This window comes from Citrobacter pasteurii (assembly GCF_019047765.1).
GTDB classification, from domain to species: domain Bacteria; phylum Pseudomonadota; class Gammaproteobacteria; order Enterobacterales; family Enterobacteriaceae; genus Citrobacter; species Citrobacter pasteurii.
The window spans coordinates 3189899-3204498 of record NZ_CP077262.1 but is presented as its reverse complement, the minus strand read 5'-3'; the positions used below and the strand labels follow the sequence as shown (position 1 = coordinate 3204498).

Sequence of the window (14600 nt, the reverse complement as noted above, 5' to 3'; positions counted from 1 at the left end):
TCGGAGCAGTATAGTATTGACTAGGACTTCCGTAGTGTGAAGTATGCGAAAGACTAGTCGGTAGCCTGTTGCGGTATAGTGGTTTCGCCGCTCTTTGCTGAAGCTCTGGTGCGTGCTAATTTGCCGGAGCTTTGTCAGCAGAAACAAATAGCGGCTTAATAAAACATTGCTAATTCAAACTGCTACGGCGAGTTTTCTTTTTTGCTTCATCAATCCCTGCTACGATCTCCTATCTTTTACTGATGGGGATAGGGATATGAAGAAAGTTCTTGTTGTTTTATTGGTGTCACTTTTCTCACTGACAGCAACGGCAGCAAACAAGCCATGCTCAGGTAAGAAAGGCGGAATATCGCATTGCTCGGGTGAAAAGTTTGTTTGTAATGATGGCTCTATCAGCAAGTCTAAGAAGGTTTGTCAGAAATAGTTGCCTAAAAATGGCACTCACCATCAAAATTAAACCCGCTATTGCGGGTTTTTCACTCTCTAACGGATACGTTATTTTTATGCATTAAGAGCGATTAGTAGGATGCTGCTGGGGAGAACATGGATTCAAAAAACGACGACGAAGAACGCATAGAATTTGAAAAATTCATCATTGAAAGGTTTGGTGATACAGTTGATCTTCGCAGGGCGAAACATGGCAACAACGGATATATTTCATGGGAAGCGGCGGTTGCTTGGGTTGTCTGGCAGGAGCGCTCATAGCACCATGAAACAACGTCTACCTCTAGCGGGCGCTGATTTATTATGGCGCTGCCCGGAGCGTCCCGTCATTCACTATGGACTCCCACTTGGCAACGTCGTTTTAGAATTTGATTTTGGTCCGCTATGAGCGAAAAGCAGCCCTTGGGGATTACCCCGCAGCGTAAACCAACCACTAATTTCTTTATCTAAAGGTCCATTCGCATCCCCAACTTTCGTTCAGATTTTACTATTCTCATATACTGGACTATGTACTTTCCTGTATCCGGGACATATTGACATTAAACATACCTACCGGTATGTTTCATGAATGACTATTAATAATAAACGTAAAAAACAGCCCGAAATCGTAAGGGCAACCTTGCTCAGATGTGCGAAAACTCTGGCAGTCAGAAGCGGTCTGTCCGCTATCAGCGTACAGGCGGTATGCGATCAGGCTGGTGTAACAAAAGGGGCTTTTTTCCATCATTTTGAGAATAAGGACGCGCTGCTGAAGTGCGTCTTTGAACAGATGATCACAGATTATTCAGGAGAAATTGACCGGCTTATATCTGCCGACCCCTGTGAGAAAGGTGCATTTACTCGAGCCTATCTGGAGCAGGGGTTCGCAACCCTGAAAAATGCCGGTCTTATGACCTTATGGAAATCAGCCATGGATGATGAATACATCCGTTTCCGCTGGCGTGATTGGTATCAGGGAATGCTTGAAAAACGCGGCGACCTCGACGACAACCCACAACTTACCCTGGTGAGACTGGCCGCTGATGGTTTATGCCTTAGCCTTAGCATGCAGATAGCGCAAGGAGATCCGGATAATCTCATTGCTAAGCTGCGCCAGATGGCGTCCTTACCCTAGAACCAACTTTATTCAATCCAGGAGCAACATATGACCCATCCATTTCTTATTATCGGGGGATACGGCAAAGTGGGTTCCCATCTTGTGTCTATACTCAACCAGTTTCTGCCGGAACTGCCTGTTGTGATCGCTGGACGAAATGCGCATAAAGCCAGTGAAGCGGCATCCCGCTTCAGCAATGCGACCGGCATCGCCGTTGATACACAACGTGCTGACCTGGGGTTAGATTCACAGGCTCAGTTCAGCGGTATTGCCTTGTTGACCAATGATTTATCCACTCACCCTGCAGAATACGCTATTAGTCAGGGCATACCGTACACTAGCATTGCCACTCAACTGAACCACATCGCACCAAAACTTGCATTGTACCTGAATCACCTTTCGACCTGTCGCGTTCTCATTCAGGATACCAGCTTTGCCGGGGCGCTAATTTCTGCAGGAATTTTCTGCACTAAAGATTTCAGGTCCGTGGAACAAATCAGGGTGGGCGTGTTGATGGATGAAAATGACCTTGGTGGCCCTGCCAGCATGGCTGATTTTGATGATTTTTCCCAGAAAGAGGCGGGTCTGGTGCTGGAACGCTCGCAGTGGAAGGTACCCCGTAACGGCGATGAGCAGCGGAAATATATCCTGAATGATGGTTCAAGTTTTATTGCTTCAAGCCTGCCAGGATTTGATGCCGCAGAATTGGCTCAGATGACGAAAGCACATTCCGTCAGGGTCGATCTGGTTGTCGGTCAGTCTCCTGGAAGCCTGAAGGGTGATAATCCGTCGGTAGAAATCCTGTATGAGATTGACGGTATCCTTGTCAACGGCCAACATGAGAGCATGTCATTTCAATTGACCCATCCGAAGGGCCAGTCTTATCTGACGGCAGTCGGAGTAGCCGCAGGTATTGAGTCAATGCTGATGAATGCCGAAAAGACAGGGCTGTATCTGACTTCGCAAAAGATCAATCCAGAACTGATGATTGAACGGCTTGAACGAACCGGGGCAAGACTACAGCCAAGGGTATAGCTTCTTTTCGCTAAAATTCATGCTATCGGAAACTAAAGCTGCAGGTTCATTTCAATAACATCCCCTGTAAGTCTCCGCTCATCACAGGGGTAATATCGACTGGAACGTCCGCTTCTGGCACCATGGGGACCTTCGCAAACAGGACACCCTCGATTTCACCAAAACGGTCAAGCTTCACCTCTTTAATAGAAATATGGGGCTACTACCCATCGTGTTGCTCCCTGGCTCATTAATAAATCAACATTATAGGTCCGCAGAAGTCATGGAATGACCGGTGTTACTGGGATATTTACACATACACCGTTACCCCAACCCTATGATAGTCAGAGCTGTTAATACCTGTTAAGGCATAATGGATACACTCGCGGATAATCCTGCCACTAACTCAATGCCTGCAGGCATGGTATCTAACTGGATGCGCACCGGTACGCGTTGAGCCAGCCGAACCCAGCTAAAGGTGGGATTGACATCCGGCAGCCCAAGTCCGCCTGTCTCATCGTTGCTGTCACCAATTCCCCGCCCGATACTCTCCACATGGCCTATGAGCAGCGAATCAAAACCCATCAGTGAAATCTGCGCGGTTTTCCCGACGCGGATATGACGCAGTTTAGTCTCTTCAAAATAGCCCACCACCCAGAAACTGTGCGCATCGACAATGGCGACTTTTGTCTCTCCCGCGGTGGCATAGTCACCGGGCCGAAGACGGAGATGTGTGACATAGCCGTCCACCGGTGATCTCACGGTGGCATGCGCTAAATTAAGCTGCGCCAGTTCCAGCGCGGTCAGTGCGCCCTGATAATTGGCCGCCGCGATGCTTGCCGCACTGCCTGTTTGCTGGATGTCCTCACTGGATATCACCCCTTTGATCAGCGCCCGTCGCCTTGCCGCATCCTGCCGCATGAGCATCTCATGACGTTTTGCCTCAACGTCAGCCTGTGAACTCAGCACGGCCAGCTTCAGCCAGTGGGGATCGATGGCATAGAGAATATCTCCACGGTTAACCCACTGGTTATCGCGGACCGCCACGCGACTCACCGGCCCGGAAACATCCGGTGCAATCTGCACCACATCCGCACGCACCCGCCCGTCGCGTGTCCAGGGTGTTTGCGCATACTGTTTCCAGAAAATAAATGCCACGAGTATCGCCACCGCAACGGCACTTAACGTCAGTGCATAGCGACCCAATAAAGAGAGTAAAGATTTCATGCAAATAACTCCAGAGTGGTCAGGCCCTGCAAAAGCAGGAAACAACTAATGATAAAAGTCGAAAAATCAATCAACGGGCGAAAGGGCAAACGTCGGTAAAGCCTGCTGAAAGAGAAAATTAATAAGAGTGATAGCGTACAGATCAGCGCGATGAGCACAGTCATCAGCAGACCGGGGAAAAAAACACCCCCGATATTGATGTCATTTATCATTTGTGGATTCCTCGTCCTGCGTTCGTAACGCGCAGTGCAAATCAACCAGTTTGTCGACTAACTGGCGCGATGGTTTATCAGTGGCGGGTAAGTATTGAACGGTTATCTCCGCAATGCGCTCGCGCAAGGCTTCAGTCTCCGTAGAGCGGGTAAGGTCATAAAGGATGGCGTTGATGCCACAGCCTGAGGGCATGTCGCAGCGGCGAAGATGCATCACACCGAGGCCAATGCGCAGAAAGTGCATCAGGTGAACAAGTGCCCGAGCGGATGATGGCCTGCTACGCGGTATGCGTGGCAGCAGCAAGGCAGCTCGATCAATCATCAGATTGGTCCAGTGCGTTTCATCTCCTTTAAATACGCCGTTCACGCTCCGGCGGATATCACGCTGACAAAGTTTCAGCAGGCGGTTTATCGCCGCGTCGGCTTGCACGGTTTGCAGCAGGCTCATGCTAAAGACCGCAAAACCGGTCGCGAAAAATAGCGCGATGGCGGTGTTAGCCGCATCGGCGAAGTTGCCGCTGTAATGCGCACCCAACTCGCACAATACAGGTAGCGTCAACGTTATTCCCATCGCCATAAACGTGGTGGGCGGCCGTGCCTGGAGTGACCCGGCAAGCAGGTAGACCGGAGCAAGCACGGCAACCAGTACGGGAAAATCGCTGACCTGGGGAAGCAGGGCAAAACTATAGATGAGACTTATCAATACGCCCCAGAAGGAGCCGATAATGTATTTCACAATATGGGGTGCAGGCGTGTCGAAACTTCCAAACAGCGTGCAACAAACCCCAAGAATGGAAACCGCTGTACCGCCATCTGACCATGCTGAGTCGATCCATATCAGACAGCCGCTCAGGATGATGGCAAACGCGCCCAGTGCCGTCCGGATTGCACTCAGGGGATCGCGATGAAAAATATATCCTTTCGCCGCGCTATCTTCCGCCCGTATGGTCTCGGGTTCCGCGTGAAATATAGCCTGCGAAAGGCGCTCACACTGGTGAATAAGACTAATCAACTCCGCTATGTAGCCTAAGAAGTTCACCCCCAGCGCGTCCTCAAAGGTCAGTGATTGCACCGCACGCTTCTGTAGTAACCGGATGCTACGTTTTTGTAGGGCTTCAGCAGTGCTTTTGTGTTTCCCGACATTGTCGCAGGTGAGCCAGGCCTGAACATCATTCAGCAGCGTCTGTATATCGGCGGGCATATCAGCGATCACCTGCAAGCGATCGCGTAATTCGCCGTTCACGATGGCTAATCGCGCCAGCCTGTCATGGAGTGCTTTTCTGGCCTGTCGGGCCGGAACTGAAAGGGCAAAATCATACGGGATGTGGTGGCTGATGCCCTGCAGGAATTGCAGTGCAAGCGCGAGTTGCAAGGGGGCTGAAACCTTATCAGACTTGCCCGCCAGAGTATCGGCAGCATGCTGTCGTGCCGCGTGTAGCGTCTGCGTCAATTTGCTGTTGAACAGGCCTGATATCCGACTTGGCAGAATGTACCGGTGGATCAGCGCGGCGCAGACGATACCGATCGTTATCTCCTGCAACCGGATGATAGCAATGTTAAACACCGAGCCTGGGTCGGATACGGCGGGAAAGCCAATCAGGCTTGCGGTGTAACCGGCCAGTACAAAGGCATAGGCGCGGGGAGTACGGTCAAGCAGGGATAACCAGAGGCAGAAGGCTATCCAGCCTGTCAGCATCACGCTGCATAAAATCGGCATATTCACAAACGTAGGCACGATCAATACCGTTGCCCCTGCGCCCGCCACGGTGCCGACCAGGCGATAGAGACACCGGCTCAGCGAAGCGCCCACCGAGGTTTGCGAAACAATATAGACGGTGATGATGGCCCAGGAGGGCCGTTCTAGGCCAATCGATAGGGCGATATAATAGGCGAGCATCGCAGCGGCAAAACTCCTGAGGGAATAGAGCAGGGCATGGGCGTCACTCAGTAGCATGGGAGTGATTATGCTGCCTGACCAGCGGCGTATCGCGTGCCAAAAAGGGACGTGTTGGGGGATGATTGTATTCATGCCGAGAATTATTCCCGGTTTGCAAACGTCACTAAATACTCTATTCTGTCAAAAAATACCTAAATGTTGCCAATAACATGACATCCCGACTTGCCAATACCTTGTTTGATCCCGACAGCACGTCGAGCCCGGCAGTCGCTCGTCATATCGATTTCGTCGATTACGCAGCCGAAGTGCCGGTTCATACGCACCGTAAAGGGCAGTTGATTATTGCACTGTATGGGGCGGTAATTTGTCGTGCGGAAAACGATATCTGGATTGTGCCACCCGATTGCGCGGTGTGGATCCCCGGCGGCGTTCCTCATAGCGCCAAAGCGACCTGGAATGCGCACCTTAACTATCTGTTTATTGAACCAGGCACTGCCGCATTGCCGGAAAAATGCTGCACGCTGGCCATTTCACCGCTGATTAAAGAGTTAGTTGATCGTTTAACGAATGAAGGCGTTGATTACGCGCCACAGAGTCATGTTGGCAGGCTAACCAGAGTGACACTTGATGAACTCGTGACCATGCCACAGCAGAAATTGAGCCTGCCGGTCTCTGCGAACCCTAAAATTCGTGCTATGGCCGATGCGTTAGTCAGCAATCCAGACGACCGGAGCACATTCAAAGTCTGGGCAAAACGACTGGCACTCAGCGAACGCTCGTTAGCGCGCTTAATGCTGCGTGAAACCGGTCTGACCTTCGGTCGCTGGCGTCAGCAACTGCACTTGATTATTGCCCTGCGGGAGCTGGCAAGTGGGGTGTCAGTACAAAATGTGGCAGCAAACCTGGGGTATGAGTCGGTTAACGCATTTATCACCATGTTCAGAAAAACCATGGGCAGTACGCCAGCGCACTATTTTTCTGTTCGCAAAACGGCGGATTCATAGACTTGATAAAGTGTGAGGCTCTTGATTTACGCGTGGGCAAGATGCGGGCAAGCTTACTGAGTTGAACGTCTGCTATGAGCGAAGAGCGGATGTTCACAATTAGATCGCCATTGACATAGCTAACTTGCTGCGTGTTAATCAGCGGGGAAGTGGGTTAGTTGAAAAAACGCACGTCTATCCATCAAACAATGCAGTTGCCTTTCATGAGAGAATAGTCATTATATTCCTCCAAGTAAGAAGGTTTTCTTTATGACTGATTCTGAATGCACATCAATTGGGCTGCTCCTTTTTCCGTCTCTAACTCAGCTTGACCTTACCGGCCCTTATGAAGTATTCGTAAGAGCGCCAAACACAAAAGTTCATCTCATCTGGAAAAGCTTGGATCTGGTTGTTTCTGAGCGTGGTATGGCTATACAGCCCACAACCACATTCGAAACATGCCCCGAACTGGATATAATTTGTGTGCCTGGTGGGCCTGGTCAAATAAATCTGATGGATGACGAAGAAGTCCTCTCATTTATCCGCACTCAAAGTAAACAAGCAAAGTTGGTGACTTCGGTCTGTACTGGGTCGCTTGTTCTGGGCGCGGCAGGGCTTCTGGAGGGTTATAAAGCAACAACACACTGGGCATCTCTAGAGCAGCTCGCATTATTAGGTGCGGAACCGATAAATGAACGCGTAGTTCGTGACCGCAACCGTATAACCGGCGCAGGCGTGACTTCAGGTATAGATTTTGCTCTCAACGTCGTGTCAGAAATGTATGGAAGTGATATCGCTCAGAATATTCAGCTGCATATGGAATATGACCCCGCGCCTCCCTTCACATGTGGCTCCCCCCGCACAGCTTCTGAAGAGCAGTTAAAAAAAGTAAAAGAACAGGCTGCACCATTAATTGAAAAGAGACTGCAAGCTACTTTAAAAGCAGCAGCCAGATTTCAGAAATAAGTGCATAGCGGAAATTCTCTCTTCACACTATCAACGTCCGCTCCTGGCACAGAGCGGACGATATCACTGAGCTGAAGGTCCGCTGAGAGCGAGAAGCGGACACTCATGATTTTGACTTATATATATTTTCCTACATTGATTTTTTAGGAAAACAATTATTTAGTTAGTCACACTCCGCCAGTCAATTCTGCGATTAGTGGTTCATAAGGTGCGCCAGCTTGTAGCGCATTCCAGATTTCTAAAATTTTATCACGATTTCTCCCCAACCAACTCGAAACATCGCTATCATATTTCTTAGGTAAATCACCCTCTATGCGGTCTCCTGATTGTATGGCATAGCTGGCAGCATGTGATTGTTTTCCATAGTCAATATGAATATGGGGAAGTTGATGTCCTTTTTCTTGATATATTTTTATCTTCATGTTCTGTCTCTTCACCAAGAGAATTTCCATGAATCCGCCGCCACTAGAGCGCCTTTTCTCAGTCAGTAGATCCTTCTGAGCAAAGAGTCTTTGTAATTCGTAAAATTCTTCATCTAAATTCATATATCACCCATTAAATTTCAGTTAGTAGTTATTAAACTTAACTCTTTATTGCTAGGCTTTTCCTAGTCCGCTATTGGCACTAACCAGTCCTTTGCTGATTGAAAAAGACGAATGAAAGCTGGATAACGCTTTACCTCATGGGGGCACTGTTGCTCATTGATGAGGCGTTAGTGAGGGCGAATCTTACAGGATTGTGCCGCGGAAAGAATAAAACAGTGCTAATTCAACCCGCTACGGCGGGTTTTCTTTTTTTACTACTGACAGAAATTTAACAATTTGTGCTCTTAAGCCGTTGATCATTTTCGTGCGTAGGTATACTGTATAAAAACACAGTATATGCAGTGGAGGCCATTATGAAAGTTGAATTAACCATTGATCGCATGAAAGAACTTCCTAAAGGCGCGGTACCAGCACTGGAGAAAGAATTGCTTAAGCGCCTGAATGATCACTATGACAATTGCAGGCTCACAATCCGCCGTGCCGGGTCAGATGGGTTAAGTGTTTTAGGCGGTGACAAGGACGATAAAAAGAAAATTGAATCAATCCTCCAGGATACCTGGGAAAGCGCTGACGACTGGTTTTACTGAACTTGGGTTAGCCGGCGCGCAGATAACAGAATACCGAAAATGTGTATCCCTTTGATGCTGTTGCCGACAATTTTTAACCGCGTCTGTGTCGATTGAAGGGAGAAAAATAAGTGAATAATTCAGCATTGCAGGCATCAGATGATCATTGGTACGACCTTGTCAGACGCTCTGATGGTTGTGTTATGTTTAGCTTTCCTTCATCTGGCAGGCATCTGATTTATCGCGTTAATGGGATGGTATCAATGCGGCCTTTGCTCGATGATGAAGAAGTCTTTACTCCCAATGGTTTTGTGCAATTTATCCGCCGCCTCGGCTACCGGGTAACTCCACCTTCTGATAATATGAAATCAACGGTCTGAACAACCGTAACCTACTGCGCCACGGAGAGAAACCATGGCGCACGAACTACAACTCATCAAGCAGTCATCAGGAATTCTGATCCCCGCTACGCCGGAGACCAGTGATATTCTGCAATCAAAAATAAAACTCGGTGCCGTGCTGGTAGCCGAATTTCGTCAGGTGAGGAATCCCGCATTCCATCGCCGTTTCTTTGCGCTCCTGAATCTCGGGTTTGAATACTGGGAACCTACTGGAGGGGCGATATCTTCCAACGAACGTAAATTGGTGACCGGGTACGCTAAATTCCTCGCTTCGTTCGGGGGAAGTGAGGCCGCTCTTTTGGATGCTGCAGAACAGTATCTGGACCGTATCGCCGATAAGCGAGCAGGTAGCATTAGCATCTGCAAATCCTATGATGCTTATCGCGCCTGGGTGATCGTCGAGTCTGGTCACTATGACGCTATTCAGCTTCCTGACGAAACACTTCGCAAACATCCCCGCAGCATTGCCTTCGCCAACATGGACGAAACCGAGTTCCAGCAACTGTACAAAGCCGCGCTTGATGTTCTGTGGCGCTGGGTATTGTCCCGGGCATTCAAGACTCAGCGAGAAGCGGAAAACGCCGCATCGCAGCTTATGAGCTTTGCGGGGTGATGGCGATGAAATATTCCTGGTTCCACCATCACGAATGCACAACCGAGCAGGCCGACGAACTGGTGGCAAGTTACCGCCGTCGTGGCGCCACGGTAGAGCGCAGCCTGAATCGCGACAATATCACCTGGACTATCAGCGTGCAGTTGCCGGAAAGCGAGAAAGCGCCACGCCCAAGTAAGGTCTGGCAAAACAGGGCGTGGGGGTGAGTATGGCTAAGCTACCTCGTCGCAAGTGTGCCAACAAAGAATGCCGGAAGTGGTTCCACCCGGTGCGCGACACGCAGACTGTCTGCGGTTATGAGTGCGCCAGCGCGGTTGGAAAAGAGCAGACCAGAAAGGTCAGGGAGGCGGCACAACGCAAGGAGTCTGCCAAACAGCGTGCTGCCGAGAAAAAAGAGCGCGCAGCCTGGCGCCAGCGCAAAGCAGCAGTTAAACCGCTGAAGCACTGGGTTGACCTGACGCAGCGCGCTGTAAACGACATTTGCCGCGAGACCGAGTTGGCGGAGGGGCGGGGCTGTATTTCCTGCGGAACTAAAACGGCGTTCGCCTGGCATGCTGGCCATTATCGGACTACGGCCGCCGCCGGGCATCTGCGCTTCACTCGCTTCAACATCCATCTTCAGTGTGACGTCTGCAACGTCCACAAATCCGGGAATATCGAAGCATACCGGGCTGCGCTGGTGGAGCGTTATGGTGAAGAGCCGGTACTGGCGCTCGAGAATAATAACACCCCGCATCGCTGGACCGTCGAAGAACTGAAGGAAATCAGACTAACCGCGCTGGCCGACTTACGCGCACTGAAAAAGCAGGAGGCAGCGTGACATACGACCTTATCTACTGTGATCCACCGTGGGAATACGGAAACAGAATCAGCAACGGTGCGGCCTGTAATCATTACAACACCATGAGCATGGAAGAACTTAAACGCCTTCCTGTCTGGTCACTTACTGCTGAAAACGCTGTTCTTGCGATGTGGTACACCGGAACCCATAACCGCGAGGCTGTAGAACTGGCTGAATCATGGGGATTCCGGGTAAGAACGATGAAGGGCTTTACGTGGGTGAAGTTGAATCAGAACGCTGCTGATCGCTTCAATAAGGCTTTGAGCACTGGAGAGCTGGTGGACTTCAACGATCTGCTTGAAATGCTGGACCGTGAAACCCGCATGAACGGTGGCAACCATATCCGCAGCAACACCGAGGATGTGCTGATTGCTACCAGAGGAACTGGCTTACAACGCGCCAGCGCAGCAGTAAAACAGGTTGTGCATACCTGCCTTGGCGAACACAGCGCAAAGCCGTGGGAAGTCAGGAACCGACTGGAACAATTATACGGTGATGTGAAAAGAATCGAAATATTCGCTCGGGAAGAGTGGAACGGATGGGACCGCTGGGGAAACGAATGCAACAACAGCATTGAAATGATTACGGGCCAGATAAAAGAGGTGAACCATGCAGCGTAATATTCAAATGGTAATGGAGCGCTGGGGCGCTTGGGCAGCAAATAACAGTGAAGACGTTACATGGGCTCATATTGCGGCTGGCTTTAAAGGGCTCATACCTGCAAAGACTAAATCCCGTGTTCAATGTTGTGATGATGATGCAATGGTTATCTGTGGTTGTATGGCCCGACTGAACAAAGGCAATAGCGAGCTTCATGATTTGCTGGTGGATTACTATCTTTTCGGGATGACATTTATGTCGCTGGCAAAAAAACATAACTGCTCTGATGGTCATATAGGGAAAAAACTACAGAAAGGTGAGGGAATAATTGAAGGCATGTTAATGATGCTCGAAGTGAAGCTTGAAATGGATATTGACGTGACATTTATCCCCGAAGGAAAAATTGTTGCGGCTGCATAAAAATAGTTTACGTACGTAAAAATATGAATAAGCTGTTAAGAGTGGTCACTTCGACACACAGCTTAACAATGGAAGCCCTGCCAGAAATGGCGGGGTTTTTGCTTTGCTACTGTTGTTCGGAATACACTTCCCCCAGAACAGGTAAGTAATAAAAACACCTCTTTGTGAGTTGTCGCAAGTAACGCGGCCGTATTAACTGCCAGAATTGCGGAGGTTTGAACTCACACGGAGGTAAAATGAAAAAATTAATGCTTTTTCTGATCATCCTGTCCACTCTGATTCTCCAGACACGATTTTCTTATGCGGAGCAAGTATCCTGCGATTCTGCCATTCATGATGCAAATCGCGAATTGTCATTGAAAAATATGGGAACCATCCAGGACGTTAAATCTCTGGTTACTCTCCTGAGAGATATTAATAGATATACTATCCCTAATAATTACGTGACTCGTGATATGGCCATCAAACAGGGTTGGAGCGGGAATCCGAATGACTCTTTGTGGGCTGTATGGACATTAAATAAAAAATACCTTCTAGATGAGGTGCACAATGGGAAGCTCAAACCTGAGGGGCGATGGTTTGCTGCGAATCTGGATGCTATCAGAGGATACCCGTCCACCAAATATCTCATATATAACCCTCAATCCAGCGCCCGTTATGTGTCTACAGATGGACTTAAAACCCTCATTGAATTAAGCCCTTGTAGGGACTAACGACGACTGAACACCAGCAGTCTCACCTAAACTCAATTGCGATAAAGCCTCGTATCTCACGGGGCTTTTTTATTTCAGGCTCACGGGAATCATCCGCTACGTGCTTTGTTGATAAATCCAGCCCGTGAAGTCTGACCCTTTCAAACACAGCCTCCGAAAAACGCGAGGTAAGAGACCATGAGAATGAACGATCACTCAGGGAACATTTTCACGCAGTTTTTTGCGTGGGTTGGAACCCTCGCGGCAGCATTGGGTTTTACCACACAGGATATGGTTTACATGTTCTTTGGCGCTGTCGGTTTGCTTATTTCTCTGATTTCTTATGTGAATGGACGAATTGATGCCCGGCGTAAACGCAAAGAAGACGAAAAGCGCACAGCCATGATCCGCGATTACCTGGATGGCATCAGTGATAAACCCATTGCTGAACGTCCGGCGGCTGTAAGTGTTGTTGCCGACGCGCTTACCAAGGCTGGTGAATGATGAATACTGCATTAAGAAAATATGTGTGGTCCGCAGTAGGTGGTGGGGCAATTGCAATATCTTCTGCGCTGATTACTGGCCCAACTGGCAATGATGGTCTTGAAGGTGTGAGCTATCAGCCTTATCGCGATGTAGTCGGCGTCTGGACTGTATGCTGGGGCCATACGGGAAAGGATATTGTTCTCGGCAAGACCTACACCAAAGCTGAGTGCCAGGCGCTGCTTGATAAAGACCTGAATATTGTCGCCCGACAGATTAACCCATATATCAACGCTCCGATCCCAGAAACGATGAGAGGTGCGCTGTACTCATTTGCGTATAACGTAGGCGCGGGAAACTTTAAGACTTCAACGCTCCTGTACAAAATCAACCAGGGCGATATCAAAGGTGCATGCGAACAGTTAAGGCGCTGGACATATGCCGGTGGTAAGCAGTGGAAAGGATTAATCACCCGGCGTGAGATTGAGCGTGAGGTTTGCCTGTGGGGCGAAAAACCAATAAAGCTGGATGATGGATTTGGACCGCTTAACCCTGGCATTCCGGTGTCAGTGCCGGGGGTATTCTGATGAGCCTGCGCTCTCAACTTATTGTCGTTGCATTGCTGGTGGTCGCCGCATTCATCGCCGGTAGCGTATGGAGCAGCCGCGGTTGGGAAAAAAAGTGGGCGGAACGTGACAGCGCGGAATCATCGCAAACAGCGAACGCGCAGACCGCAGCCCGCATGATTGAACAAGGGCGCATAATTGCCCGTGATGAGGCTGTGAAAGATGCACAAGCGAAAGCCGCTAAATCTGCTGCCACTGCTGCTGGCTTGTCTGCCACTGTTAGCCAGTTGCGCACCGAAGCAACTAAACTCGCTACCCGCCTGGACGCCGCAAAGCACACCGCAGATCTTGCCGCTACCGTCAGAAGCAAAACAGCCGGAGCCGACGCCAGAATGCTCGCCGACATGCTCGGAAGCCTTGCGGAAGAAGCTCGATATTATGCTGAACGATCTGACGAAAGCTACCGCGCCGGAATGACGTGTGAGCGGATTTACGAATCAGTGAGACTGTCGAATAACCAATAGGTGATTCATGCTGCTAGTTTTCATCCTCTTGTCGATATGGCTCTGTCGGCAACTTGAGGAACGCCGCTGGCCTTCGGTCGGCTTTAATGTCTCATCGCAGATGCTCGAAACTGAGCATCCGGCACGCAGTAAAGGGCTGCGTTGAGATAAGAGCCTAATCATTACAGAAGCTCTTCGCTGAGGGGCTTCGATAATGCTTTTAGTAAGGTTTATGCTGACTTACACTTCAGTGTTTATAACTGTTGATAAGGATGCTTATGTTGTATTTTCTCGTTTGGGAGATTTACTCCGCTGACTGGATTTTGGTGAATAAAGGCAATCACTTCCTTCGATTAGAAGAAGGACAGGATATAGACTCTCAGGTTCTATTAACTGAGATGGACATTGCGGAAGCAAACAATGTCAGTCGTCGCCAATGTGTTGTCACTTCAATCCAGGCGATTCAAAAATTAGAGGTGTAACTTTACCCTCATTAAGCCACTGGCAAGCGCTGGTGGCTGTTTTATTGCC

General features: G+C 49.4%; 22 protein-coding genes. 18 read left to right on the top strand and 4 right to left on the bottom strand.

Annotated elements, in window-relative coordinates:
• Window positions 1-256: 256 nt before the first annotated feature.
• The 4 genes from I6L54_RS24360 (at window position 257) to I6L54_RS15715 (ending at window position 2575) form a co-directional block, all read left to right on the top strand.
• Window positions 257-424 (top strand): YdcA family protein, encoded by a 168-nt coding sequence (locus I6L54_RS24360; RefSeq protein WP_071524449.1) that lies wholly within the window; start codon window positions 257-259, stop codon window positions 422-424.
• A gap of 119 nt (window positions 425-543) precedes the next feature.
• Window positions 544-705, top strand: coding sequence for a hypothetical protein (locus tag I6L54_RS15725; protein ID WP_156135324.1), 162 nt, complete (start codon window positions 544-546; stop codon window positions 703-705).
• A 307-nt stretch (window positions 706-1012) separates the two neighbouring features.
• Window positions 1013-1558 (top strand): TetR/AcrR family transcriptional regulator, encoded by a 546-nt coding sequence (locus tag I6L54_RS15720; protein ID WP_040233554.1) that lies wholly within the window; start codon window positions 1013-1015, stop codon window positions 1556-1558.
• A 30-nt stretch (window positions 1559-1588) separates the two neighbouring features.
• Complete coding sequence (locus tag I6L54_RS15715) at window positions 1589-2575, top strand: hypothetical protein (protein WP_040233556.1); 987 nt, start codon at window positions 1589-1591, stop codon at window positions 2573-2575.
• 342 nt (window positions 2576-2917) lie between these two features.
• Here the strand turns inward: I6L54_RS15715 and I6L54_RS15710 are convergent, their stop codons facing one another.
• From I6L54_RS15710 to I6L54_RS15700, 3 genes are read right to left on the bottom strand one after another with little or no spacing between them, the layout of a single operon-like run.
• On the bottom strand, window positions 2918-3781 hold the full coding sequence (locus I6L54_RS15710; protein ID WP_005121043.1) for an HlyD family secretion protein: 864 nt from the start codon (window positions 3779-3781) through the stop codon (window positions 2918-2920).
• The gene (locus I6L54_RS15705; protein WP_040233557.1) at window positions 3778-3993 is read right to left on the bottom strand and encodes a DUF1656 domain-containing protein; all 216 of its coding nucleotides are present in this window, start codon (window positions 3991-3993) and stop codon (window positions 3778-3780) included. Before I6L54_RS15705 ends, I6L54_RS15710 begins: the two co-directional genes overlap by 4 nt.
• Entirely contained in the window at window positions 3983-5947 is a 1965-nt protein-coding gene (locus I6L54_RS15700) for an FUSC family protein (RefSeq protein WP_233605489.1), read from the bottom strand. Before I6L54_RS15700 ends, I6L54_RS15705 begins: the two co-directional genes overlap by 11 nt.
• A 152-nt stretch (window positions 5948-6099) precedes the next feature.
• Between I6L54_RS15700 and I6L54_RS15695 the strand changes: the two genes are divergently transcribed.
• Together I6L54_RS15695 and I6L54_RS15690 are read left to right on the top strand one after the other, a co-directional pair.
• A complete protein-coding gene (locus I6L54_RS15695) occupies window positions 6100-6894 on the top strand; it encodes an AraC family transcriptional regulator (RefSeq protein ID WP_005121040.1) in 795 nt (264 codons plus the stop codon).
• Between the two features lie 249 nt (window positions 6895-7143).
• A complete protein-coding gene (locus tag I6L54_RS15690; protein WP_040233560.1) occupies window positions 7144-7839 on the top strand; it encodes a DJ-1/PfpI family protein in 696 nt (231 codons plus the stop codon).
• A gap of 167 nt (window positions 7840-8006) precedes the next feature.
• Here the strand turns inward: I6L54_RS15690 and I6L54_RS15685 are convergent, their stop codons facing one another.
• Window positions 8007-8384 (bottom strand): DUF4160 domain-containing protein, encoded by a 378-nt coding sequence (locus tag I6L54_RS15685; RefSeq protein ID WP_021534235.1) that lies wholly within the window; start codon window positions 8382-8384, stop codon window positions 8007-8009.
• A gap of 353 nt (window positions 8385-8737) precedes the next feature.
• Here I6L54_RS15685 and I6L54_RS15680 point away from each other — a divergent pair, with 353 nt between their 5' ends.
• The 12 genes from I6L54_RS15680 (at window position 8738) to I6L54_RS15625 (ending at window position 14551) form a co-directional block, all read left to right on the top strand.
• The gene (locus tag I6L54_RS15680) at window positions 8738-8971 is read left to right on the top strand and encodes a DinI family protein (RefSeq protein ID WP_040233562.1); all 234 of its coding nucleotides are present in this window, start codon (window positions 8738-8740) and stop codon (window positions 8969-8971) included.
• 110 nt (window positions 8972-9081) lie between these two features.
• Window positions 9082-9330: a hypothetical protein gene (locus I6L54_RS15675; RefSeq protein ID WP_072041507.1), complete on the top strand. Its 249-nt coding sequence runs from the start codon at window positions 9082-9084 to the stop codon at window positions 9328-9330.
• Between the two features lie 34 nt (window positions 9331-9364).
• The gene (locus I6L54_RS15670; protein ID WP_040233564.1) at window positions 9365-9964 is read left to right on the top strand and encodes a DUF1367 family protein; all 600 of its coding nucleotides are present in this window, start codon (window positions 9365-9367) and stop codon (window positions 9962-9964) included.
• Window positions 9964-10170, top strand: a complete 207-nt coding sequence (locus I6L54_RS15665; protein WP_040233565.1) for a hypothetical protein — start codon at window positions 9964-9966, stop codon at window positions 10168-10170. The genes I6L54_RS15670 and I6L54_RS15665 overlap by 1 nt, the downstream gene beginning before the upstream one ends.
• 2 nt (window positions 10171-10172) lie before the next feature.
• Window positions 10173-10784 (top strand): recombination protein NinG, encoded by a 612-nt coding sequence (locus tag I6L54_RS15660; RefSeq protein WP_040233566.1) that lies wholly within the window; start codon window positions 10173-10175, stop codon window positions 10782-10784.
• Window positions 10781-11425: an MT-A70 family methyltransferase gene (locus I6L54_RS15655; protein ID WP_040233568.1), complete on the top strand. Its 645-nt coding sequence runs from the start codon at window positions 10781-10783 to the stop codon at window positions 11423-11425. The genes I6L54_RS15660 and I6L54_RS15655 overlap by 4 nt, the downstream gene beginning before the upstream one ends.
• On the top strand, window positions 11415-11825 hold the full coding sequence (locus I6L54_RS15650; RefSeq protein ID WP_052463790.1) for an antiterminator Q family protein: 411 nt from the start codon (window positions 11415-11417) through the stop codon (window positions 11823-11825). Before I6L54_RS15655 ends, I6L54_RS15650 begins: the two co-directional genes overlap by 11 nt.
• Window positions 11826-12061: 236 nt before the next feature.
• Window positions 12062-12538: a hypothetical protein gene (locus tag I6L54_RS15645; RefSeq protein ID WP_040233570.1), complete on the top strand. Its 477-nt coding sequence runs from the start codon at window positions 12062-12064 to the stop codon at window positions 12536-12538.
• 177 nt (window positions 12539-12715) lie between these two features.
• The gene (locus tag I6L54_RS15640) at window positions 12716-13021 is read left to right on the top strand and encodes a hypothetical protein (RefSeq protein WP_012132741.1); all 306 of its coding nucleotides are present in this window, start codon (window positions 12716-12718) and stop codon (window positions 13019-13021) included.
• On the top strand, window positions 13021-13587 hold the full coding sequence (locus tag I6L54_RS15635) for a lysozyme (RefSeq protein WP_040233886.1): 567 nt from the start codon (window positions 13021-13023) through the stop codon (window positions 13585-13587). Before I6L54_RS15640 ends, I6L54_RS15635 begins: the two co-directional genes overlap by 1 nt.
• Window positions 13587-14090: a DUF2514 domain-containing protein gene (locus tag I6L54_RS15630; RefSeq protein WP_040233573.1), complete on the top strand. Its 504-nt coding sequence runs from the start codon at window positions 13587-13589 to the stop codon at window positions 14088-14090. The genes I6L54_RS15635 and I6L54_RS15630 overlap by 1 nt, the downstream gene beginning before the upstream one ends.
• 257 nt (window positions 14091-14347) lie before the next feature.
• Window positions 14348-14551 carry a hypothetical protein gene (locus I6L54_RS15625; RefSeq protein WP_040233576.1) on the top strand — a complete coding sequence of 68 codons (204 nt, stop codon included), beginning with the start codon at window positions 14348-14350 and terminating at the stop codon, window positions 14549-14551.
• The last annotated feature ends 49 nt before the right edge of the window (window positions 14552-14600 follow it).

Coding starts and splice junctions, on each gene's coding strand:
- I6L54_RS15720 (WP_040233554.1), top strand. CDS start 1,013: ATGACTATTAATAATAAACGTAAAAAACAGCCCGAAATCGTAAGGGCA.
- I6L54_RS15715 (WP_040233556.1), top strand. CDS start 1,589: ATGACCCATCCATTTCTTATTATCGGGGGATACGGCAAAGTGGGTTCC.
- I6L54_RS15705 (WP_040233557.1), bottom strand. CDS start 3,993: ATGATAAATGACATCAATATCGGGGGTGTTTTTTTCCCCGGTCTGCTG.
- I6L54_RS15700 (WP_233605489.1), bottom strand. CDS start 5,947: ATGCTACTGAGTGACGCCCATGCCCTGCTCTATTCCCTCAGGAGTTTT.
- I6L54_RS15710 (WP_005121043.1), bottom strand. CDS start 3,781: ATGAAATCTTTACTCTCTTTATTGGGTCGCTATGCACTGACGTTAAGT.
- I6L54_RS15695 (WP_005121040.1), top strand. CDS start 6,100: ATGACATCCCGACTTGCCAATACCTTGTTTGATCCCGACAGCACGTCG.
- I6L54_RS15640 (WP_012132741.1), top strand. CDS start 12,716: ATGAGAATGAACGATCACTCAGGGAACATTTTCACGCAGTTTTTTGCG.
- I6L54_RS15650 (WP_052463790.1), top strand. CDS start 11,415: ATGCAGCGTAATATTCAAATGGTAATGGAGCGCTGGGGCGCTTGGGCA.
- I6L54_RS15635 (WP_040233886.1), top strand. CDS start 13,021: ATGAATACTGCATTAAGAAAATATGTGTGGTCCGCAGTAGGTGGTGGG.
- I6L54_RS15685 (WP_021534235.1), bottom strand. CDS start 8,384: ATGAATTTAGATGAAGAATTTTACGAATTACAAAGACTCTTTGCTCAG.
- I6L54_RS15670 (WP_040233564.1), top strand. CDS start 9,365: ATGGCGCACGAACTACAACTCATCAAGCAGTCATCAGGAATTCTGATC.
- I6L54_RS24360 (WP_071524449.1), top strand. CDS start 257: ATGAAGAAAGTTCTTGTTGTTTTATTGGTGTCACTTTTCTCACTGACA.
- I6L54_RS15630 (WP_040233573.1), top strand. CDS start 13,587: ATGAGCCTGCGCTCTCAACTTATTGTCGTTGCATTGCTGGTGGTCGCC.
- I6L54_RS15690 (WP_040233560.1), top strand. CDS start 7,144: ATGACTGATTCTGAATGCACATCAATTGGGCTGCTCCTTTTTCCGTCT.
- I6L54_RS15645 (WP_040233570.1), top strand. CDS start 12,062: ATGAAAAAATTAATGCTTTTTCTGATCATCCTGTCCACTCTGATTCTC.
- I6L54_RS15665 (WP_040233565.1), top strand. CDS start 9,964: ATGGCGATGAAATATTCCTGGTTCCACCATCACGAATGCACAACCGAG.
- I6L54_RS15660 (WP_040233566.1), top strand. CDS start 10,173: ATGGCTAAGCTACCTCGTCGCAAGTGTGCCAACAAAGAATGCCGGAAG.
- I6L54_RS15725 (WP_156135324.1), top strand. CDS start 544: ATGGATTCAAAAAACGACGACGAAGAACGCATAGAATTTGAAAAATTC.
- I6L54_RS15625 (WP_040233576.1), top strand. CDS start 14,348: ATGTTGTATTTTCTCGTTTGGGAGATTTACTCCGCTGACTGGATTTTG.
- I6L54_RS15680 (WP_040233562.1), top strand. CDS start 8,738: ATGAAAGTTGAATTAACCATTGATCGCATGAAAGAACTTCCTAAAGGC.